This window comes from Bradyrhizobium sp. AZCC 1588, assembly GCF_036924735.1.
Taxonomy (GTDB): Bacteria; Pseudomonadota; Alphaproteobacteria; order Rhizobiales; family Xanthobacteraceae; genus Bradyrhizobium.
This window is the reverse complement of sequence record NZ_JAZHSC010000001.1, coordinates 5,033,868-5,048,332: the sequence shown is the minus strand read 5'-3', so window position 1 is coordinate 5,048,332 and position 14,465 is coordinate 5,033,868. Positions and strand designations below refer to the sequence as shown.

At 61.4% G+C, this 14,465-nt stretch carries 15 protein-coding genes; 5 read left to right on the top strand and 10 right to left on the bottom strand.

Going from position 1 to position 14,465, the window contains the following annotated elements; all coding sequences use genetic code 11:
* Positions 1–55 precede the first annotated feature (55 nt).
* The 8 genes from V1277_RS23580 to V1277_RS23545 all read right to left on the bottom strand — a co-directional run bounded on the left by V1277_RS23580 (position 56) and on the right by V1277_RS23545 (position 6,972).
* Positions 56–913 carry an HpcH/HpaI aldolase/citrate lyase family protein gene (locus V1277_RS23580; RefSeq protein WP_334418341.1) on the bottom strand — a complete coding sequence of 286 codons (858 nt, stop codon included), beginning with the start codon at positions 911–913 and terminating at the stop codon, positions 56–58.
* Between the two features lie 4 nt (positions 914–917).
* A complete protein-coding gene (locus V1277_RS23575) occupies positions 918–1,373 on the bottom strand; it encodes a MaoC family dehydratase (protein WP_028350125.1) in 456 nt (151 codons plus the stop codon).
* Complete coding sequence (locus V1277_RS23570; protein WP_334418340.1) at positions 1,373–2,149, bottom strand: enoyl-CoA hydratase/isomerase family protein; 777 nt, start codon at positions 2,147–2,149, stop codon at positions 1,373–1,375. Before V1277_RS23570 ends, V1277_RS23575 begins: the two co-directional genes overlap by 1 nt.
* Before the next feature lie 69 nt (positions 2,150–2,218).
* Positions 2,219–2,935, bottom strand: a complete 717-nt coding sequence (locus V1277_RS23565; RefSeq protein ID WP_334418339.1) for an ABC transporter ATP-binding protein — start codon at positions 2,933–2,935, stop codon at positions 2,219–2,221.
* Positions 2,932–3,690 carry an ABC transporter ATP-binding protein gene (locus V1277_RS23560; RefSeq protein ID WP_334418338.1) on the bottom strand — a complete coding sequence of 253 codons (759 nt, stop codon included), beginning with the start codon at positions 3,688–3,690 and terminating at the stop codon, positions 2,932–2,934. Before V1277_RS23560 ends, V1277_RS23565 begins: the two co-directional genes overlap by 4 nt.
* A gap of 2 nt (positions 3,691–3,692) precedes the next feature.
* Positions 3,693–4,718, bottom strand: a complete 1,026-nt coding sequence (locus tag V1277_RS23555) for a branched-chain amino acid ABC transporter permease (RefSeq protein ID WP_334418337.1) — start codon at positions 4,716–4,718, stop codon at positions 3,693–3,695.
* On the bottom strand, positions 4,715–5,617 hold the full coding sequence (locus V1277_RS23550) for a branched-chain amino acid ABC transporter permease (protein ID WP_028350130.1): 903 nt from the start codon (positions 5,615–5,617) through the stop codon (positions 4,715–4,717). Before V1277_RS23550 ends, V1277_RS23555 begins: the two co-directional genes overlap by 4 nt.
* Before the next feature lie 95 nt (positions 5,618–5,712).
* Complete coding sequence (locus V1277_RS23545) at positions 5,713–6,972, bottom strand: ABC transporter substrate-binding protein (protein ID WP_334418336.1); 1,260 nt, start codon at positions 6,970–6,972, stop codon at positions 5,713–5,715.
* Positions 6,973–7,139: 167 nt separating this feature from the next.
* Here V1277_RS23545 and V1277_RS23540 point away from each other — a divergent pair, with 167 nt between their 5' ends.
* The 5 genes from V1277_RS23540 to V1277_RS23520 all read left to right on the top strand — a co-directional run bounded on the left by V1277_RS23540 (position 7,140) and on the right by V1277_RS23520 (position 13,148).
* The gene (locus V1277_RS23540) at positions 7,140–8,636 is read left to right on the top strand and encodes an AMP-binding protein (protein ID WP_334418335.1); all 1,497 of its coding nucleotides are present in this window, start codon (positions 7,140–7,142) and stop codon (positions 8,634–8,636) included.
* A complete protein-coding gene (locus V1277_RS23535) occupies positions 8,633–9,289 on the top strand; it encodes a TetR/AcrR family transcriptional regulator (protein WP_334418334.1) in 657 nt (218 codons plus the stop codon). The genes V1277_RS23540 and V1277_RS23535 overlap by 4 nt, the downstream gene beginning before the upstream one ends.
* Positions 9,279–10,052 carry an SDR family NAD(P)-dependent oxidoreductase gene (locus V1277_RS23530; RefSeq protein WP_334418333.1) on the top strand — a complete coding sequence of 258 codons (774 nt, stop codon included), beginning with the start codon at positions 9,279–9,281 and terminating at the stop codon, positions 10,050–10,052. Before V1277_RS23535 ends, V1277_RS23530 begins: the two co-directional genes overlap by 11 nt.
* Before the next feature lie 14 nt (positions 10,053–10,066).
* On the top strand, positions 10,067–11,977 hold the full coding sequence (locus V1277_RS23525) for a flavin-containing monooxygenase (protein ID WP_334418332.1): 1,911 nt from the start codon (positions 10,067–10,069) through the stop codon (positions 11,975–11,977).
* Positions 11,978–12,518: 541 nt separating this feature from the next.
* Positions 12,519–13,148, top strand: coding sequence for a 2-hydroxychromene-2-carboxylate isomerase (locus tag V1277_RS23520; RefSeq protein ID WP_334418331.1), 630 nt, complete (start codon positions 12,519–12,521; stop codon positions 13,146–13,148).
* 9 nt (positions 13,149–13,157) lie between these two features.
* Here the strand turns inward: V1277_RS23520 and V1277_RS23515 are convergent, their stop codons facing one another.
* Positions 13,158–13,577, bottom strand: coding sequence for a hypothetical protein (locus tag V1277_RS23515; RefSeq protein ID WP_334418330.1), 420 nt, complete (start codon positions 13,575–13,577; stop codon positions 13,158–13,160).
* 128 nt (positions 13,578–13,705) lie between these two features.
* Positions 13,706–13,981, bottom strand: coding sequence for a hypothetical protein (locus V1277_RS23510; protein ID WP_334418329.1), 276 nt, complete (start codon positions 13,979–13,981; stop codon positions 13,706–13,708).
* Between the last annotated feature and the right edge of the window lie 484 nt (positions 13,982–14,465).

The following is a 14,465-nucleotide window of genomic DNA, read 5'->3' as shown; positions in this document are numbered from 1 at the left end:
TATGCGCTGAGGGCGCGATGGCAACACTTTGTTAACGACGGTGCAGATGAGCGCGCTACCGTCCTCGCAGCGCCAAGATCTTCTCCGCGGCGCGCAGATGCGGCTTGTCGATCATCTTGCCGTCGATCTTCACGACACCTGACGTCGGATTGTCGTTGAACGCTTTCACGACCTTCTCCGACCAGGCGATTTCCTCATCCGTCGGCATGAAGGCGGCATTGACGACATCGACGTGCTTGGGGTGGATTACCGCCTTGGCGAGGAACCCATCCTGTCGCGCGGCGATGGATTCCTCCCTGAGCGCGTCAAGATCGTTGATGTCGGTGGCGATGGTATCGATGGCGACGACGCCCGCTGCGGCCGCGCTGATCAGGCAGAGATCGCGCGCCATCAGGAACGGACCATGAAAGCGGCCGGCGGTCCGGTTGCGCGACGCGCCCAGCGACGCGGCGAGATCCTCGGCACCCCACATCATGCCCCACAGCCGCGGGCTCATGTTCTCGAAATCCAGCAGCTTGAGCACCGCCCTCGCCGTCTCCGTCGCTACGGTGACGATCCTCGTCGATCCCTGTTCAATCCCGGCGGCGGCCTCGAAGGCATCGAGATACAGCGACAGACGGTTCACGTCGGCAGCGCCGGCGCATTTCGGCAGCACGATGCCGTCTGGCCGGCCCGGCATGACCGCGGCCAGGTCGCCAAGCGTCAAGTCGGTATCGAGCGCGTTGACGCGGACATACATCTTCTGGTCCGGATTCCGGGCGTCGAGCATCTCGCGCACGATCCGCCGCGCGCCGACTTTCTCATCCGGCGCAATCGAGTCCTCGAGGTCGAGGATCAGCGCATCAGCCGCCGTCTTCTTGGCGCTCTCGAACTTGCGCAGGCTGTCACCGGGAACGAACAGGAACGATCGCATGTCTTCACGCCTTCGGTTTGCAATGCATCAGGCCGGTCCGGCGGCAGCTTGCCACCACCTCGCCGCGCTGATTGGTCATGGTGTGCTCGAACTCGACAATGCCCTGGTTCGGCCGCGACTTGCTCTCACGCTTGGAAATGATCTTGGTATGCGCCCTGAGCGTATCGCCGTGGAATACCGGTTTTGGGAATTTCACATCGGTCATGCCGAGGTTGCCGATCGTGGTGCCGAGCGTCGTATCGTAGACGCTCATGCCGATCATGATGCCGAGCGTATAGAGGCTGTTGAACAGCCGCTGGCCGAATTCGGTATTCTCGGCGAAATGCGCATCGATATGCAGCGGCTGCGGATTCATGGTTAGGAGACTGAACAGCGTGTTGTCCATCTCGGTCACCGTGCGGCTGAACTCATGATGGAATTCGCGGCCGACCTCGAACTCCTCGAAATACAATCCAGCCATCAGCGCCCCCTGTAGTTTGGCGTTCGCTTCTCGACGAACGCATTCAAGCCTTCCTGACAGTCCTCCGTCGTTGCAACGAGTGCAAAGCTCTCCGCGGCATTTTCGACCGAGCGGCGGAAATCGGCGTCGACCGCCCGCATGAAAGCATCGCGCCCGATCTTCATGACGATGGGTGATTTGGCAGCAAGCTTGCGCGCGATCTCCCGCGCCCGATCCAGCGCGGTTCCCTTCGGAACGACCTCACTCAGCAACCCCATGCGAAAGGCAGTTGCGGCATCGAAAGGCTCGCCGAGGAACAGCGGCCCGAACGCCTGGTGCTTGCCAACCAGCCGTGGCAGTTGCACGAAATGAATGGCCGGGATCAGGCCGACGTCGATCTCGGGATAGCCGAAGGTACAGCCTTCGCCCGCGATGATCATGTCGCAGGAGATCGCAATCGTCATGCCGCCGGCGCGAACCGCGCCGTCGACTGCAGCAATCGTCGGCTTACCCATGCGATACTGGATGTCGTTGAGCGCGAAATACAGCCGTTCGAGAAACTTCTTGGTCTCGATTCCGGGCTTGCCGCGAACAATATCCAGATCGAGCCCGGCGCAAAACACCTTGTGCGCACTGCCGATGATGACGGCGCGCACCGCTTCGTCGTCCCTGGCCTTCGCCAGCGCCGCCAGCAGCGCATCGATCAGGTCCATGTTCAGCGCATTGACCGGCGGGCGATCCAGCATGATCTCGGCAATATTGCTAGATACGGAATAACGAACCAGATCGGTACTCATGCCGTGCCTCCCCTGACCTGGCGCACCGCGCCGGCCTCGACCAGATCGTCGATAGTGCTACGCCGAAAGCTACAGCGCGAGATAGCGCTGCCGAATGTTGTCGTTAGCTTTCAGCTCTTCGATCCCGGATGTGTAGACGATCTGGCCCTTGTCGATAACCGTCGCATGGCTCGCAAGGCCAAGGCAAAAATGCATGTTCTGCTCGGCGATCAGCACGGTGGCTCCGGTGCCGCGGAGCTGTCGCAAGAGTTCGCCGATCCGCTGCACGATGATCGGCGCCAGCCCCTCGCTCGGCTCGTCCAGCACCAGCAATGCGGGATTGCCCATCAGCGTGCGCGCGATCGCCAGCATCTGCTGTTCGCCGCCGGACAGCCTCCCCGCGATCCGATGCCGCAGCGGCTCCAGTAGCGGAAACACGTCATAGATGCGCCGGACCGGCCATTCGTCCTCGCCATTGGGACCCTTCTTGGCACCAATGACCAGATTGTCCTCGACCGTGTGTTCGGGAAAGATCTGGCGATCTTCCGGCACGAAGCCGAGGCCGGCGCGCGCGATGTGATGCGGCTTCAGCCCGGAGACAACCCTGCCTTGCAAGGTGACCGTGCCGCGGCGGACCGGAGCGAGCCCCATGATGGCCTTCATGGTGGTCGATTTGCCGGCGCCGTTGCGGCCGAGCAGCGCCATCGTCTCGCCCTGCCGCACCGACAGGCCGACGCCGAACAATATCTGGCTGGTGCCGTAATAGACGTCGAGGTCTTCGACCTGCACGACCGGCTGCGCACTCATACAGTGATCCCTGCATGATGTTCGGTGCCGAGATAGGCCTCGATCACCGCCTCATTCCGGCGGATCGCATCCGGTTTGCCGGTTGCAAGAATGCGCCCATAACAGAGCACGACGATTTCGGGCGCGATCTTGAACACGATATCCATGTCGTGCTCGATGAACACCACCGTGATCCTCTGCGTCTCCCAGAGCTCCCTCACCTTCTCGATCATCCGCCAGCGTTCTTCGGTGCCCATGCCGGCGGTTGGCTCGTCGAGCAGCAGCACCTTGGGATCGAGCACCAGGGCGAGTGCGATATCGAGCAGCTTCTGGTCGCCATGCGACAGCGTCGCCGCGGTGCGGCTTCGCTTGCTGGCCAGTCCCAGCAATTCCATTGCATGCTCGGCGCGATCGCGGGTCTCCGCCAGCGGGAAGCGACGGTGCAGGACGCTGGCTTTGCGCTGATCGGCGCATACCGCTGCCAGCATCGTATCCTGCACCGTCAGCGACGGAAAGATGCTCGCGACCTGAAACGCGCGGCCGATGCCGTGGCGAACGATCTCAGGCGGCGTGCGCCCGGCCAAGTCGAGGCCGTTGAGCAAGATCTGGCCAGCGTCGGGCGTCAGCGCGCCGGTGATCAGGTTGAAGAACGTGCTCTTGCCGGCGCCGTTGGGGCCGATCACGGCGGTGAGCGAACCATCGGCGAAATCCAGCGTGACGTTATCGGTCGCCTTGACGCCGCCGAACGATTTGGAAAGGGAGCGGATCTGCAACATGGCTAGCCGCGCTCCCTGGCACCGTTACGACGTTGCGCGTACCATTCGACGACGAAATCCATCAGGCCCTTCCGCAGGCCGATCGCAAAGAACAGGATCACGACGCCCAGCACGAGTCCGTGATATTCGGTCAGACGGGTGACGGTATCGTTGAGGATCAGGAGCAGCACGGTGCCGACCATCGGCCCGAGGAATGTGGTCACGCCGCCGAGCATGTTGATGAAGATGCCCTCGCCCGAAATAGTCCAATAGGCGAATTCCGGATAGGCCCCGGAGACGAATAGCGCCATGATGATCCCGCCGGTCGAGGCGAACAGCGCCGCGAGCACAAAGATCGTCAGTTTGGCACGCCAGACGTCGATGCCGATGAAGCTCGCACGCGTTGCATTGTCGCGGATCATGCGTAGCGTGTAGCCGAACGGCGACTGCGCGATCTGATGCATCAAGAACAGCCCGATCACCAGCAACGCGCAACTCGCGACATAGAGATGCAATTGGTTCGACAGATCAATGCCCAGAAATGGCGGCCGCGGAATGCCACCGCGCAATCCCTGATCGCCGCCGGTCAGCGATACCCAGGACAGGATCGTCGAGTGGATCAGCATCTGGAACGCCAGTGTTACGAAGGCGAAATAGATCTCCTTCAGCCGCACGCAGATGGCACCAATGACGAGGGCGACGACAAGCGTGATCCCCAGCGTTGCGACGAAAGCCACCGGGACAGGAACACCGGTCTTCTGCATCATCAACCCGAAGCCGTAGGCGCCGAGGCCGAAGAACATGCCATGGCCAAACGAAATCAGGCCGGTGTAACCGACCAAAAGGTTGAGCGACGTCGCGAACAGCCCGTAGGCGGCGCAGCGGATCACGAAGTCGAGCAGCAATTTGCTGCTGAAGACCGCCGGCAACAGGGCAAGCACGACAAAGACCGCAAGTGCAATCAGGGCATCCCGATTCCGCCGCGTCTTTGCCTGGGCATGAGGTACGTCGAGCGCCTGCGCGCCCTGCTCGGCCTGCAATTCGGTCATGCGACCTCCTTGCCGAACAGGCCGGTCGGCCGCGACACCAGCACGATCACCATGAACAGGTACATCAGCCCTTCGGTAAACAGCGGAAAGCCGAGCGACCCGAACGAGCGGATCATGCCGATCAAGAGCGCACCGATCAGTGCACCGAGGATCGAGCCCATGCCGCCGATCACGGTGACGATGAAGGATTCGATCAGCACCGAAAATCCCATGCCCGGCGTCAGCGAGCGCACCGGCGCCGCAAGTGCGCCGGCAAGGCCCGCCAGCATGCCGCCGAGCGCGAACACCCCGCCGTAGATCAGGCCGGTGTTGATGCCGAGCGCGGATACCATGCCAGGGTTATGGGCGGCCGCCCGGATTACCTTGCCGATCCTGGTGCGGGCAAGGCCGAGCCCGAGGATCATGGCGGCCGCGAGCGCAACACCGATCAAGAGCAGATAATATGGTGGCACCACCCCGCCGGCGATGAACAGCGGCACCACCTGGAACGCCGCCGGCATGCCCATCGATTTGAATTCAGGGCCCCAGATCATCCGCACCACGTCATCAAAGATCAGCACGAAGGCGTAGCAGACGAGAAGCTGCATCAACACGTCAGCGCCGTAGACCCGGCTCATGAAGACGCGTTCGAAGATCAGACCGAGGATGGCCGTACCCGCCGCACCACACAGCATCGCCAGCGCAAAACTGCCGGAGAACTGATAGGCCGTCATGGCGAAATAGGCGCCGAACATATAGAAGGCGCCGTGGCTGAAGTTGACGACCTTGAGTACGCCGAAGATCAGCGTCAGCCCGACGGCGACGAGAAACAGCAACATGCCGATGATGAAGCCGCTGGTGGTTTGCGTCACCAGACAGGCGGAGCTGGCGAGACAGCCCGTAAGCGCGTCGAGGTCCAAGGGAATACATCCATTCCAGCGCGCCGGAACAGCACGCGAAGATCATTCGGCGGCGAACGGGCAACAGCTTGCGCCACCTCCGCCGTCGCGGTCAATCAGGTGTAGCCCTTGCTCTTCTTCCACTCGGTTTCAAGTTCGAAGATCGTCTTCCAGTCGCCCGCCTCGACCTTCGGCACGTAGGGCTCCTGCGGGATCGTGGTTCCCCAGCCGATCGCATAGCCCACCAGCGTCTGGTCCTCGGCGCGCATGGTGACGGTGCCGTCGGCGCCGAACGGCGACTTGATCTTCAGGCCGCGGAGCGCCTCCGCAATCTTCTTGCCGTCGGCCGAATTCGCCTTCTTGGACGCTTCCGCGAGCAGCATGATCGCCGTCGCATTCTCCCACGACCAGTTGGTAGGATATTCGTTGTATTTTGCCTTGTAGGCGTCGCCCCACGCGGCGTTCTCCGGGGTTGCGGGATATGTCTTGATGTAACGGTTACCGGAGTGAATGCCCTTCGGCAGGTTCTTCACGACCGTGAGCGCGGTGTAGTCGGCCATGTTGACTGCGAACACTTCCATCTGGCTGAACAGCGCGTAGATGTTGGCCTGGTCGATGTAGGACGTGAGGTCGCCGCCCCACAGGCAGGAATACAGCGCCTGCGGCTTGGCCTGAAGGATCTTTGTTACGACCTCGGTGTAATCAGGCTGGAACAGCTTTGGCCAGGACTCGCTGATGATCTCGATGTCGGGCGCGAAGCGCTTCAGATACGTCACGTATTCGCCGGTGGTATCGCGGCCATAGGCGTAATCGGGCGAACAGGTCGCCCACTTCTTCAGCCCCTTGGCCTTGGCAATCGCCGCCGCGTAGCTGCCGCCGACGATCGAGTCATGCACGCCCTGGCGCGCGGTACGGAAGGCGTTCGGAATGTGCTGCTTGGGATCGGCGGTCAGCGCGGAAGTTTCCGAATTGGTGTGGAGACAGAGCACGCCGAGATCGCGCGCCACCTCGTGCACGGCGAACGCGCCCGACGACGCTTCGGCGTCGATCAGGATTTCGCATCCGTCGGTGTTGACGAGCTCGCGTGCGACGCGGGCGGCTTCCTGCGGCTGTCCCTTTGAATCGCGGATCACCATCTCGATCTGGCGTCCAGCGAGACCGCCGGCAGCATTGACCTTTTCGATCTCCAGCATCACCGCGTTGCGGGACGAGGTTCCGAGCTGCGCCACGCGGCCGGAGAGAATGGTCGGCATGCCGATCTTAATGGTCTTGGCTTGCGCGCGCGCCACCCAGGGCGTCGCGAATGAAACGGCACCGGCGCCCATCATCGCCAACGTCGCACGTCGGCTTACGCCCGGTTTGCGGGTTCTCGTCATTGCTTCCTCCCTGTGGATTGGCGTTCCCAATCCCTGCCGGAGATCGTGACGCCTCCGTAGACCTTAAGGATTTCAGAGCGAGGGGGGTGACGTCAAGCCAAAGATGAATTACGAGTCAGAATTCATATATCGGAAGCCAGACCGAAAACCGGCGTTTCGAGCGGCAAATGATCAACCTTTCGAGCTTCATCGCTTTTCACGCCAGGCGGACGCCGGACCGCTGTGCGCTGAAATACCGCGGCGAGGATGTCTCCTACGCCGCGTTCGACGCTCGCATCCGGCGGGTCGGCGGCTGGCTCGCCGCGCGCGGGATCGGCCCCGGCGACGTCGTCGCGGTGCTGATGCAGAACAGCACGGCCTTTCTCGAACTGGTGTTCGCGACCAGCCACATCGGCGCGGTGTTTCTGCCGATCAATTATCGCCTGTCCGCAGATGAAGTCGGTTACATCGTCGCCAATTCCGGCGCGCTTATCCTGATTGCGGACGAAGAACTCGCAGGCATTGCCGCAGGCGGCGCACCAGTGGTGCTGCTCGATGCGTCCGCGCAATCCACGGTCACACGGCTTGCGCCCGACATCGCGCCCGCCCCGATGCAGGTGCGGCAGCCGCGCGAGCTGATGCGGCTGATGTACACGTCAGGCACCACCGACCGACCCAAAGGCGTGATGCTCACTTACGAGAACCTGTACTGGAAGTCGGCCGATCAGACGCTTGTCTTGGGATTAAGCGCGGAGACGCGACTGCTGGTGGTCGGTCCGCTCTATCATGTCGGCGCGCTCGACCTGCCGGGTATTGCGGTGCTCTGGCATGGCGGCCTGCTTTCTATCCACCGCAACTTCGAGCCCGAGCAGGCGCTCGCCGCGATCGAAGCCCAAAAGCTCAACGCCGCCTGGTTTGCACCGGTCATGACGACCGCGATCCTCACCTGCCCGACCCGCGACCGCTACGATGTCTCCAGCCTGCGATGGGCGATCGGCGGCGGCGAGAAAACCCCGGAAGCGCGCATCCGCGCCTTCTCCGATTATTTCAAGAACGCCCGCTACATCGACGCCTATGGGCTGACGGAGACCTGCGGCGGCGATACTTTCATGGAAGCCGACCGCGAGATCGAAAAGATCGGCTCAACGGGGCGCGCCATTGCCCATGTCGAAATCGAAATTCGCGATGACGCCGGCAACCGGCTGCCATCAGGCCAGAACGGCGAGATCTGCCTCCGCGGCCCGAAGGTCACGCGAGGCTATTGGAAAGATCCCGAGAAAACTGCGGCCGCGTTCTTCGGCGACTGGTTTCGCAGTGGCGACATCGGCTACCTCGACGAAGATGGCTTTCTCTATCTGACCGACCGCAAGAAGGACGTGATCATCTCCGGCGGCGAGAACATCGCCTCCTCCGAGGTCGAGCGCGTCATCTACGAGCTGCCGCAGGTGCGCGAAGTTGCCGTCGTCGGCATGCCGGACGAGCGCTGGGGCGAGAAGCCGGTTGCGGTCGTGGTGCTCACGGATGGCGCCACGCTGGATTTGCCTGATCTCATCGAACATTGCCGCACGCGCCTCGCCAGCTTCAAGGTACCGAAGCAACTCATCATCCGCGATCATCTGCCGCGCAACCCCTCAGGCAAGGTTCTCAAGCGCGTACTGCGCGCCGAACTGGAAACTCACGCATGACGCAATCATCGCAAGCCGCATCCGGTAAGATCACGAAGTTGAACCGCGTCGAGCGCAACGCCTGGACCAAGCGCAGATTGTTCGACGCCGCCACCAAGATCGTGGGCAAGTACGGCTACGCCGAGGCTTCCGTCGCCCGCATCACCGAGGCAGCCGGCGTTGCCCAAGGCACGTTCTACAATCATTTCGAGAACCGCCAGGAACTGCTCGATCAATTGCTGCCGAAGATCGGCATCGACATGGTCCACTTCATCCGCGAGCGCACAGGCACCGCAGATGCCGCGAGGCAGGAGATCGAGCGCTTCAGCGCCTTCTTCGATTTCATCCGCGAAGTGCCGGAGTTCCTGCGCATCCTCAACGAGGCCGAGTATTTTGCACCAATCGGATACCAGAAGCATCTCGATAATATCGCGACCGCCTATGTACGCATTCTCAAGCGCGCCCGCACGGCGGGCGCCATCGTGGATTTCAGCGACGAGGAGTTCGAAGCCATCGTCCACATGTTCATGGGCGCGCGCGGCTACCTGAGCCGGCGATACTCATACACCGGCGGCGCGGTAACGGCCGCACCCGACCATGTCATCTCCGCCTACCGAAAGCTGGTCACGCGCGGGCTGTTCACACCGGATAAAGGCAACAGCCATGACCGCTGAAGGCATCGTTCTCGTCACCGGCGGCAGCCGCGGCATTGGCGCGGCGACCGCAACGCTTCTCGCTGCTCAAGGCCAAAAGGTCGTTATTGTCGATATTGCGCCCGAACCGCTCGCGGAAACGCAAACCATCCTGTGGCCCGCGCCCTTTGATGTCGCGAATGAAAGCGCTGTTGTCGACGGCATCGCCGATATCGAGACCGCGCACGGCCCAATCATCGGGCTGGTCAACGCTGCCGGCGTGTTCGGCAAGATGCACAAAATCGAACGCGTTCGAATGGAACAATGGGACCGCGAGGTCAATATCGATCTGCGCGGCACGTTTCTGGTGGCCCGCAACGTCGGCGTGAAGATGGCCGAGCGCCGGCGCGGCGCGATCGTCAATGTCGCCTCCGTTGCCGGCATGACCTCAGGCCCGATCCACGCCTATACCGCGGCGAAGGCCGGTGTCATCCAGATCACGCAGACGCTGGCTGCCGAATGGGGACGCAGCGGCGTACGCGTCAATGCAGTCTCGCCCGGCTTCACCCGCACGGCGACACTGGAAGCCGGCATCGCTTCGGGTGCGCTGAACAAAAAGTGGCTCGAAAGTCCGACCGCGATGAATCGACTGGTCGAGCCGATCGAAGTCGCACAGGCCATCGCGTGGCTGCTGTCGCCGCTGAGCAGTGGCGTCACCGGAATCAACCTTCCCGTCGATGCCGGCTATATCGCCGGCACCACCTGGGCCGCCTATGGCGGTTTGCCCGAAGCACCAGGCGCGTAAACGAGGACACCAGCATGAATATCGAGCTGCCGCGCAAGAAACTCGATCTGTCATCGGCCATCGCCGAGGGCGATATTCGCGTCCTGCTGATGGTGCTGGTGCACATGACCGGCGATGAGCGCTGGCTGGAACCGCCTTACAGACCCAAGCGCGACGTCCGCCTGATTCCGGATCCGCAAGCCGGTATGCCCCCGGAAATCCAGGCCGAGATCCGCGCGGCCGTCTTGAAGCTGTTCGCAAACGGTGAACCGAAGCCCGTCATCACCGATCCCGGCAACGAATTGATGTTGAAGATGATGCGGGCGACGCTGGGCGAAGACGTGGCACCTGAATATGCGCCGCTGATGCGCGAGGAAATGGGCTTCATTCCCCGGGAAGCGCGCTGGACCAAACCGCCATCGGACGAAAAACAGGCGCAGCAGCACGTGCTGATCGTCGGTGCCGGTGTCTGCGCCATTGCGCTCGGCGTCGCCCTTGGCCGGCTCGGCATCCCCTACACCATCGTCGAAAAGAACGACGAACTCGGCGGCACCTGGTATGTCAATCGCTATCCCGGCTGCGGCGTCGATACACCGAACCATTCGTACTCGTTCTCGTTCGGCGGGCGTAATCCGTGGACGCGCTATTTCGCCCAGCGCCAGGAATTGCTCGACTATCTCAAGAAAGTCGCGCTCGAACACGACATTCGAAAGCATCTCCGCCTCAACACGGAGCTGACGTCGTCGCGCTGGGACGAGAGCAAGCGGCGCTGGATTTCAACGTTGAAGACCATCAATGGCGAAGAGATATTTGAATCGACCACGCTGGTCAGCGCGATCGGTCAGCTCAACGACCCCCACCCTGCGCACTTCAAGGGCGAGCAAGATTTCAAGGGCGTGATGCTGCACTCCGCCCTTTGGTCCGACAACATCAAGCTCGACGGCAAGCGCGTCGCCGTCATCGGCACCGGCGCTACCGCCATGCAACTGGTGCCGTCGATCGCCGACCGTGTGGCGTCGGTCACCGTTTATCAGCGGACCGCGCAATGGGCGCGCCCGGTGGTGGGCTATTCCGATCCCATCACCGAGGGCGCGCGATGGCTGCTCGCGCACCTGCCGTTTTATGTGCAGTGGTACCGCTTCAACATGTTCTGGCGATACGGCGACGGCCTGCTGCCGTTCCTGCGCAAGGACCCCGACTGGCCGCATCCCGAGCGCGCCGTCAACAAAGGCAATGACCGGCATCGCGAGGAGCTCACCAACTTCATCCTCTCGGAGTTGAAGGATCGCCCCGATCTGATCGAGAAATGCGTGCCGACCTATCCGCCTTATGGCAAGCGCATCCTGCTTGACAACAACTGGTTCAAGACCCTGACGAAGCCGAATGTCGAACTGGTCACCGACAGCATCGACCATTTCGCGCGCGACGGCATCGTCGCCTCAGATGGCAAGTTGCGGCCTGCGGACATCATCGTCATCTCGACCGGATTCAAGGTCACAGAGATGGCCGCTCGCCTCAACATCACGGGGCGCGATGGAAAAAATCTGAAGGCAGCCTGGGCCAACGACAACCCGACCGCCTATCTCGGGCTCACGGTGCCGGACTTTCCAAATCTTTTCGTCATGCTCGGCCCCAATTCAGGTCCGGCGCATGGCGGCAGCGTGATCTTCCAGTCGGAATGCCAGAGCCGCTACATCTCGGCTTGCCTCGTCGAGATGATCGAGCAAGGCATCGCTGCCATCGACGTTCGTCCGGAAGCGCACGATGAGTACATCAAGAGAGTTGATGCCGAGCATGAGCAACTGATCTGGACGCATCCCGGGATGACGACCTATTACCGCAACAAGCAAGGTCGTGTTTTTTCGGCAATGCCATGGCGTTTCGTGGACTACTGGGCGATGACTCACGATCCTGATTTACAGGATTACCGCCACACGAAGGGCTAACATACCAATGTCCGCGGGAACCCGATGGATGTGTTACTTGACACCTGACTCTAACTGCCGCAGCATTTAGCACGACTGCACCTGTAGGAGTCGCGGAGCGTTGGGCTCCCCGCTTCGCAGGCATTGGCGGCTCGGTTAGATGATCGAGACGACACGCAGCGGAAGCGGACGCATCGTCCGTTGGCCAACTCTTGGAGAGGAGCATGACGCCACCGGATCAGACCGGTGACCTTGCTCAGCGCAAGGTCCAGGTGCGGTTGAGGTCATAAGCAGCTGCCAGCCTCATTGCACCTTCGACAATCCAAACCTATCCGCGGGACTGGAGCGCAAAGGCCACGCGCAAGCCGGATCCTGAGACCATACTGGTGTCTACCAGAAATCCTTCGCCTATAACGAAGATGTAGGGCCCCGCGATGCTCTTATGCACCGGGGCCCATTCGTTTTGGCGGGCTCATTCATTTTGGAATGTCAAAAACCGCGTTGCATGGTTCCATGCTCTATTCGGATCGCAGATACTGATCCGATGGAACAAGGAAACGCCATGGATAGACCGCGCGTTCGCATCTACACCGACTACAAAAGCCCCTACACGTTCGTCGCCAACAAGCGGCTGTTCGAGCTCGAGGAGATCTACGGCGTCGAACTCGAATGGCTGCCCTACACGCTGCGCATCCCGGAATTCATGGGCACGGTGGAAGAGCGCACACCGCATTTCTGGCGCAAGGTGCGCTACGCCTATATGGACGCGCGCCGCTACGCCAACGCGCAAGGCCTCATCATGAAGGGTCCGCGGCGCATCTATGATGCCTTCTATGCCAGCGCCGGCATGCTGTTCGCGCAGCGCCACGGCCTGTTCCGCCCCTATCATGACACGGTGTTCCGCCGGTTCTGGAGTCATGATCTCGAGATCGACGAACTCTCCGATATTTCCGGCGTGATCGCCTCGCTCGGCGGGTCGTCGGAAGAATTCGAAGCCTACGTCCACGGCCCCGCGCGGGCAGAACACGACCGCATCATCGACGAGGCGGAAGCGCTCGGCGTGTTCGGCGTTCCGACCATGGTCTTCAATGGCGAATTGTTCTGGGGCGGCGATCGCATCGACATGCTGATCGAGCGCATCCGGAATCCGGATTCGATCACGACGTCGCTGACGCAGCGAGGCCGCCGGTGATCAATCCGCTCAGACAACGCCCTCGTGCTTGCCGGATCGAGCAGCCGTCCTCATTGCATCTTTCAAATAGAGGAAAAGCTTGCAACAGCCGAGAGCGCTAATCAGCGCCGGCGGAAGCATGGTCGCGGCAAGCAGAAAAGGTGACATGTGCCATGAAGGGGCGATCCAACCCTTAAACAGCCAGCCTAAAGCGAAGTCGATAGCCCCAACCAGCAAAGCGAGACCAAGCAGCGGCAAGAGGAGCCCGGTAAACATTGAAGCCCAGCCGGGTGCTGCTCTTGACCAATCGATGCCATCGAACGCCTGGTCATGCCGCATGCCTTCAGAGATGCCAACCAAATCGGAATTGTCGCTTACCCCGACCTCTCGAGAACCCGAAGGCGGCGGGACCGGATCGTTGGGTTTAATAGCCATATTGAACAACGTCATTATCATTAAAACCAGAGATGTATCGGCCCGCTAGGCCAGTGCTATAGCAGCGATTTGATACCGTTTACAGGGTGAAACAGCGATCTGCGGCCGGCCGAGAGCGCGATGATGATGTCCAGCCGGCGGTATCAATACCAGGGCCACCAGTTATAACGATACCGCGGATTACCGTAGTAACCCGGTCCAGCGTACGGGCCATAGAAATTCTTGTCGCCGTAAACCCACCGTGCGACCGGGCGTCGCCGATGCGGTCGGTAGCAATTGCCCGCCTCGTCACAGATCACCTTCGCGGCCGTGATCAGCGAATCCGGAGCAGGCTGAAGATGGCTCAGAAGCGGCGCTGCACTGGCACTGGTAGCAATCAAAAGGCCGACCGCCAGCACGGACGCACAGATCGCTCGCATGACTCGTCTCCCCTCGCGAATTAACTGGCCGAAAATGCCGAAGATTCTTACAAACAAACCCGGGGTTCGGAGCCTACCCGCTCGACCGGATGCTGACTAGGGCTCCCTATCCTCAATTTCTACGATCATCGGGTGTATGTGACAATCGGCGTTCGCGGCTTCGATGTCGCGTTCGCGTCAGGCGATCAGGCGCCCGATAAGCCCGAGCCCCGCTCGAAACCAGGTAGATCAGGCCCGGCCATTTCCGCTACGCCGGATGCCGAATTCCTGCATGGATGGACGTGTCGCGCAGCGACTGAAGCGTTCCTCTCGGAGAGCCGCACCGCCCGCATTTCAGAACGGAATACGGGTCCGGCCGAGCCTCGATCGGCAACGCAACGGTCAGGCTGCCGCATTGTTCGCAAATCGGCTTGAATGTTTGCCTGTCCTTCAAGGCGACGCTCGTCTCAATATCCATACTAAATCCATCAATCAGGGACTTCGA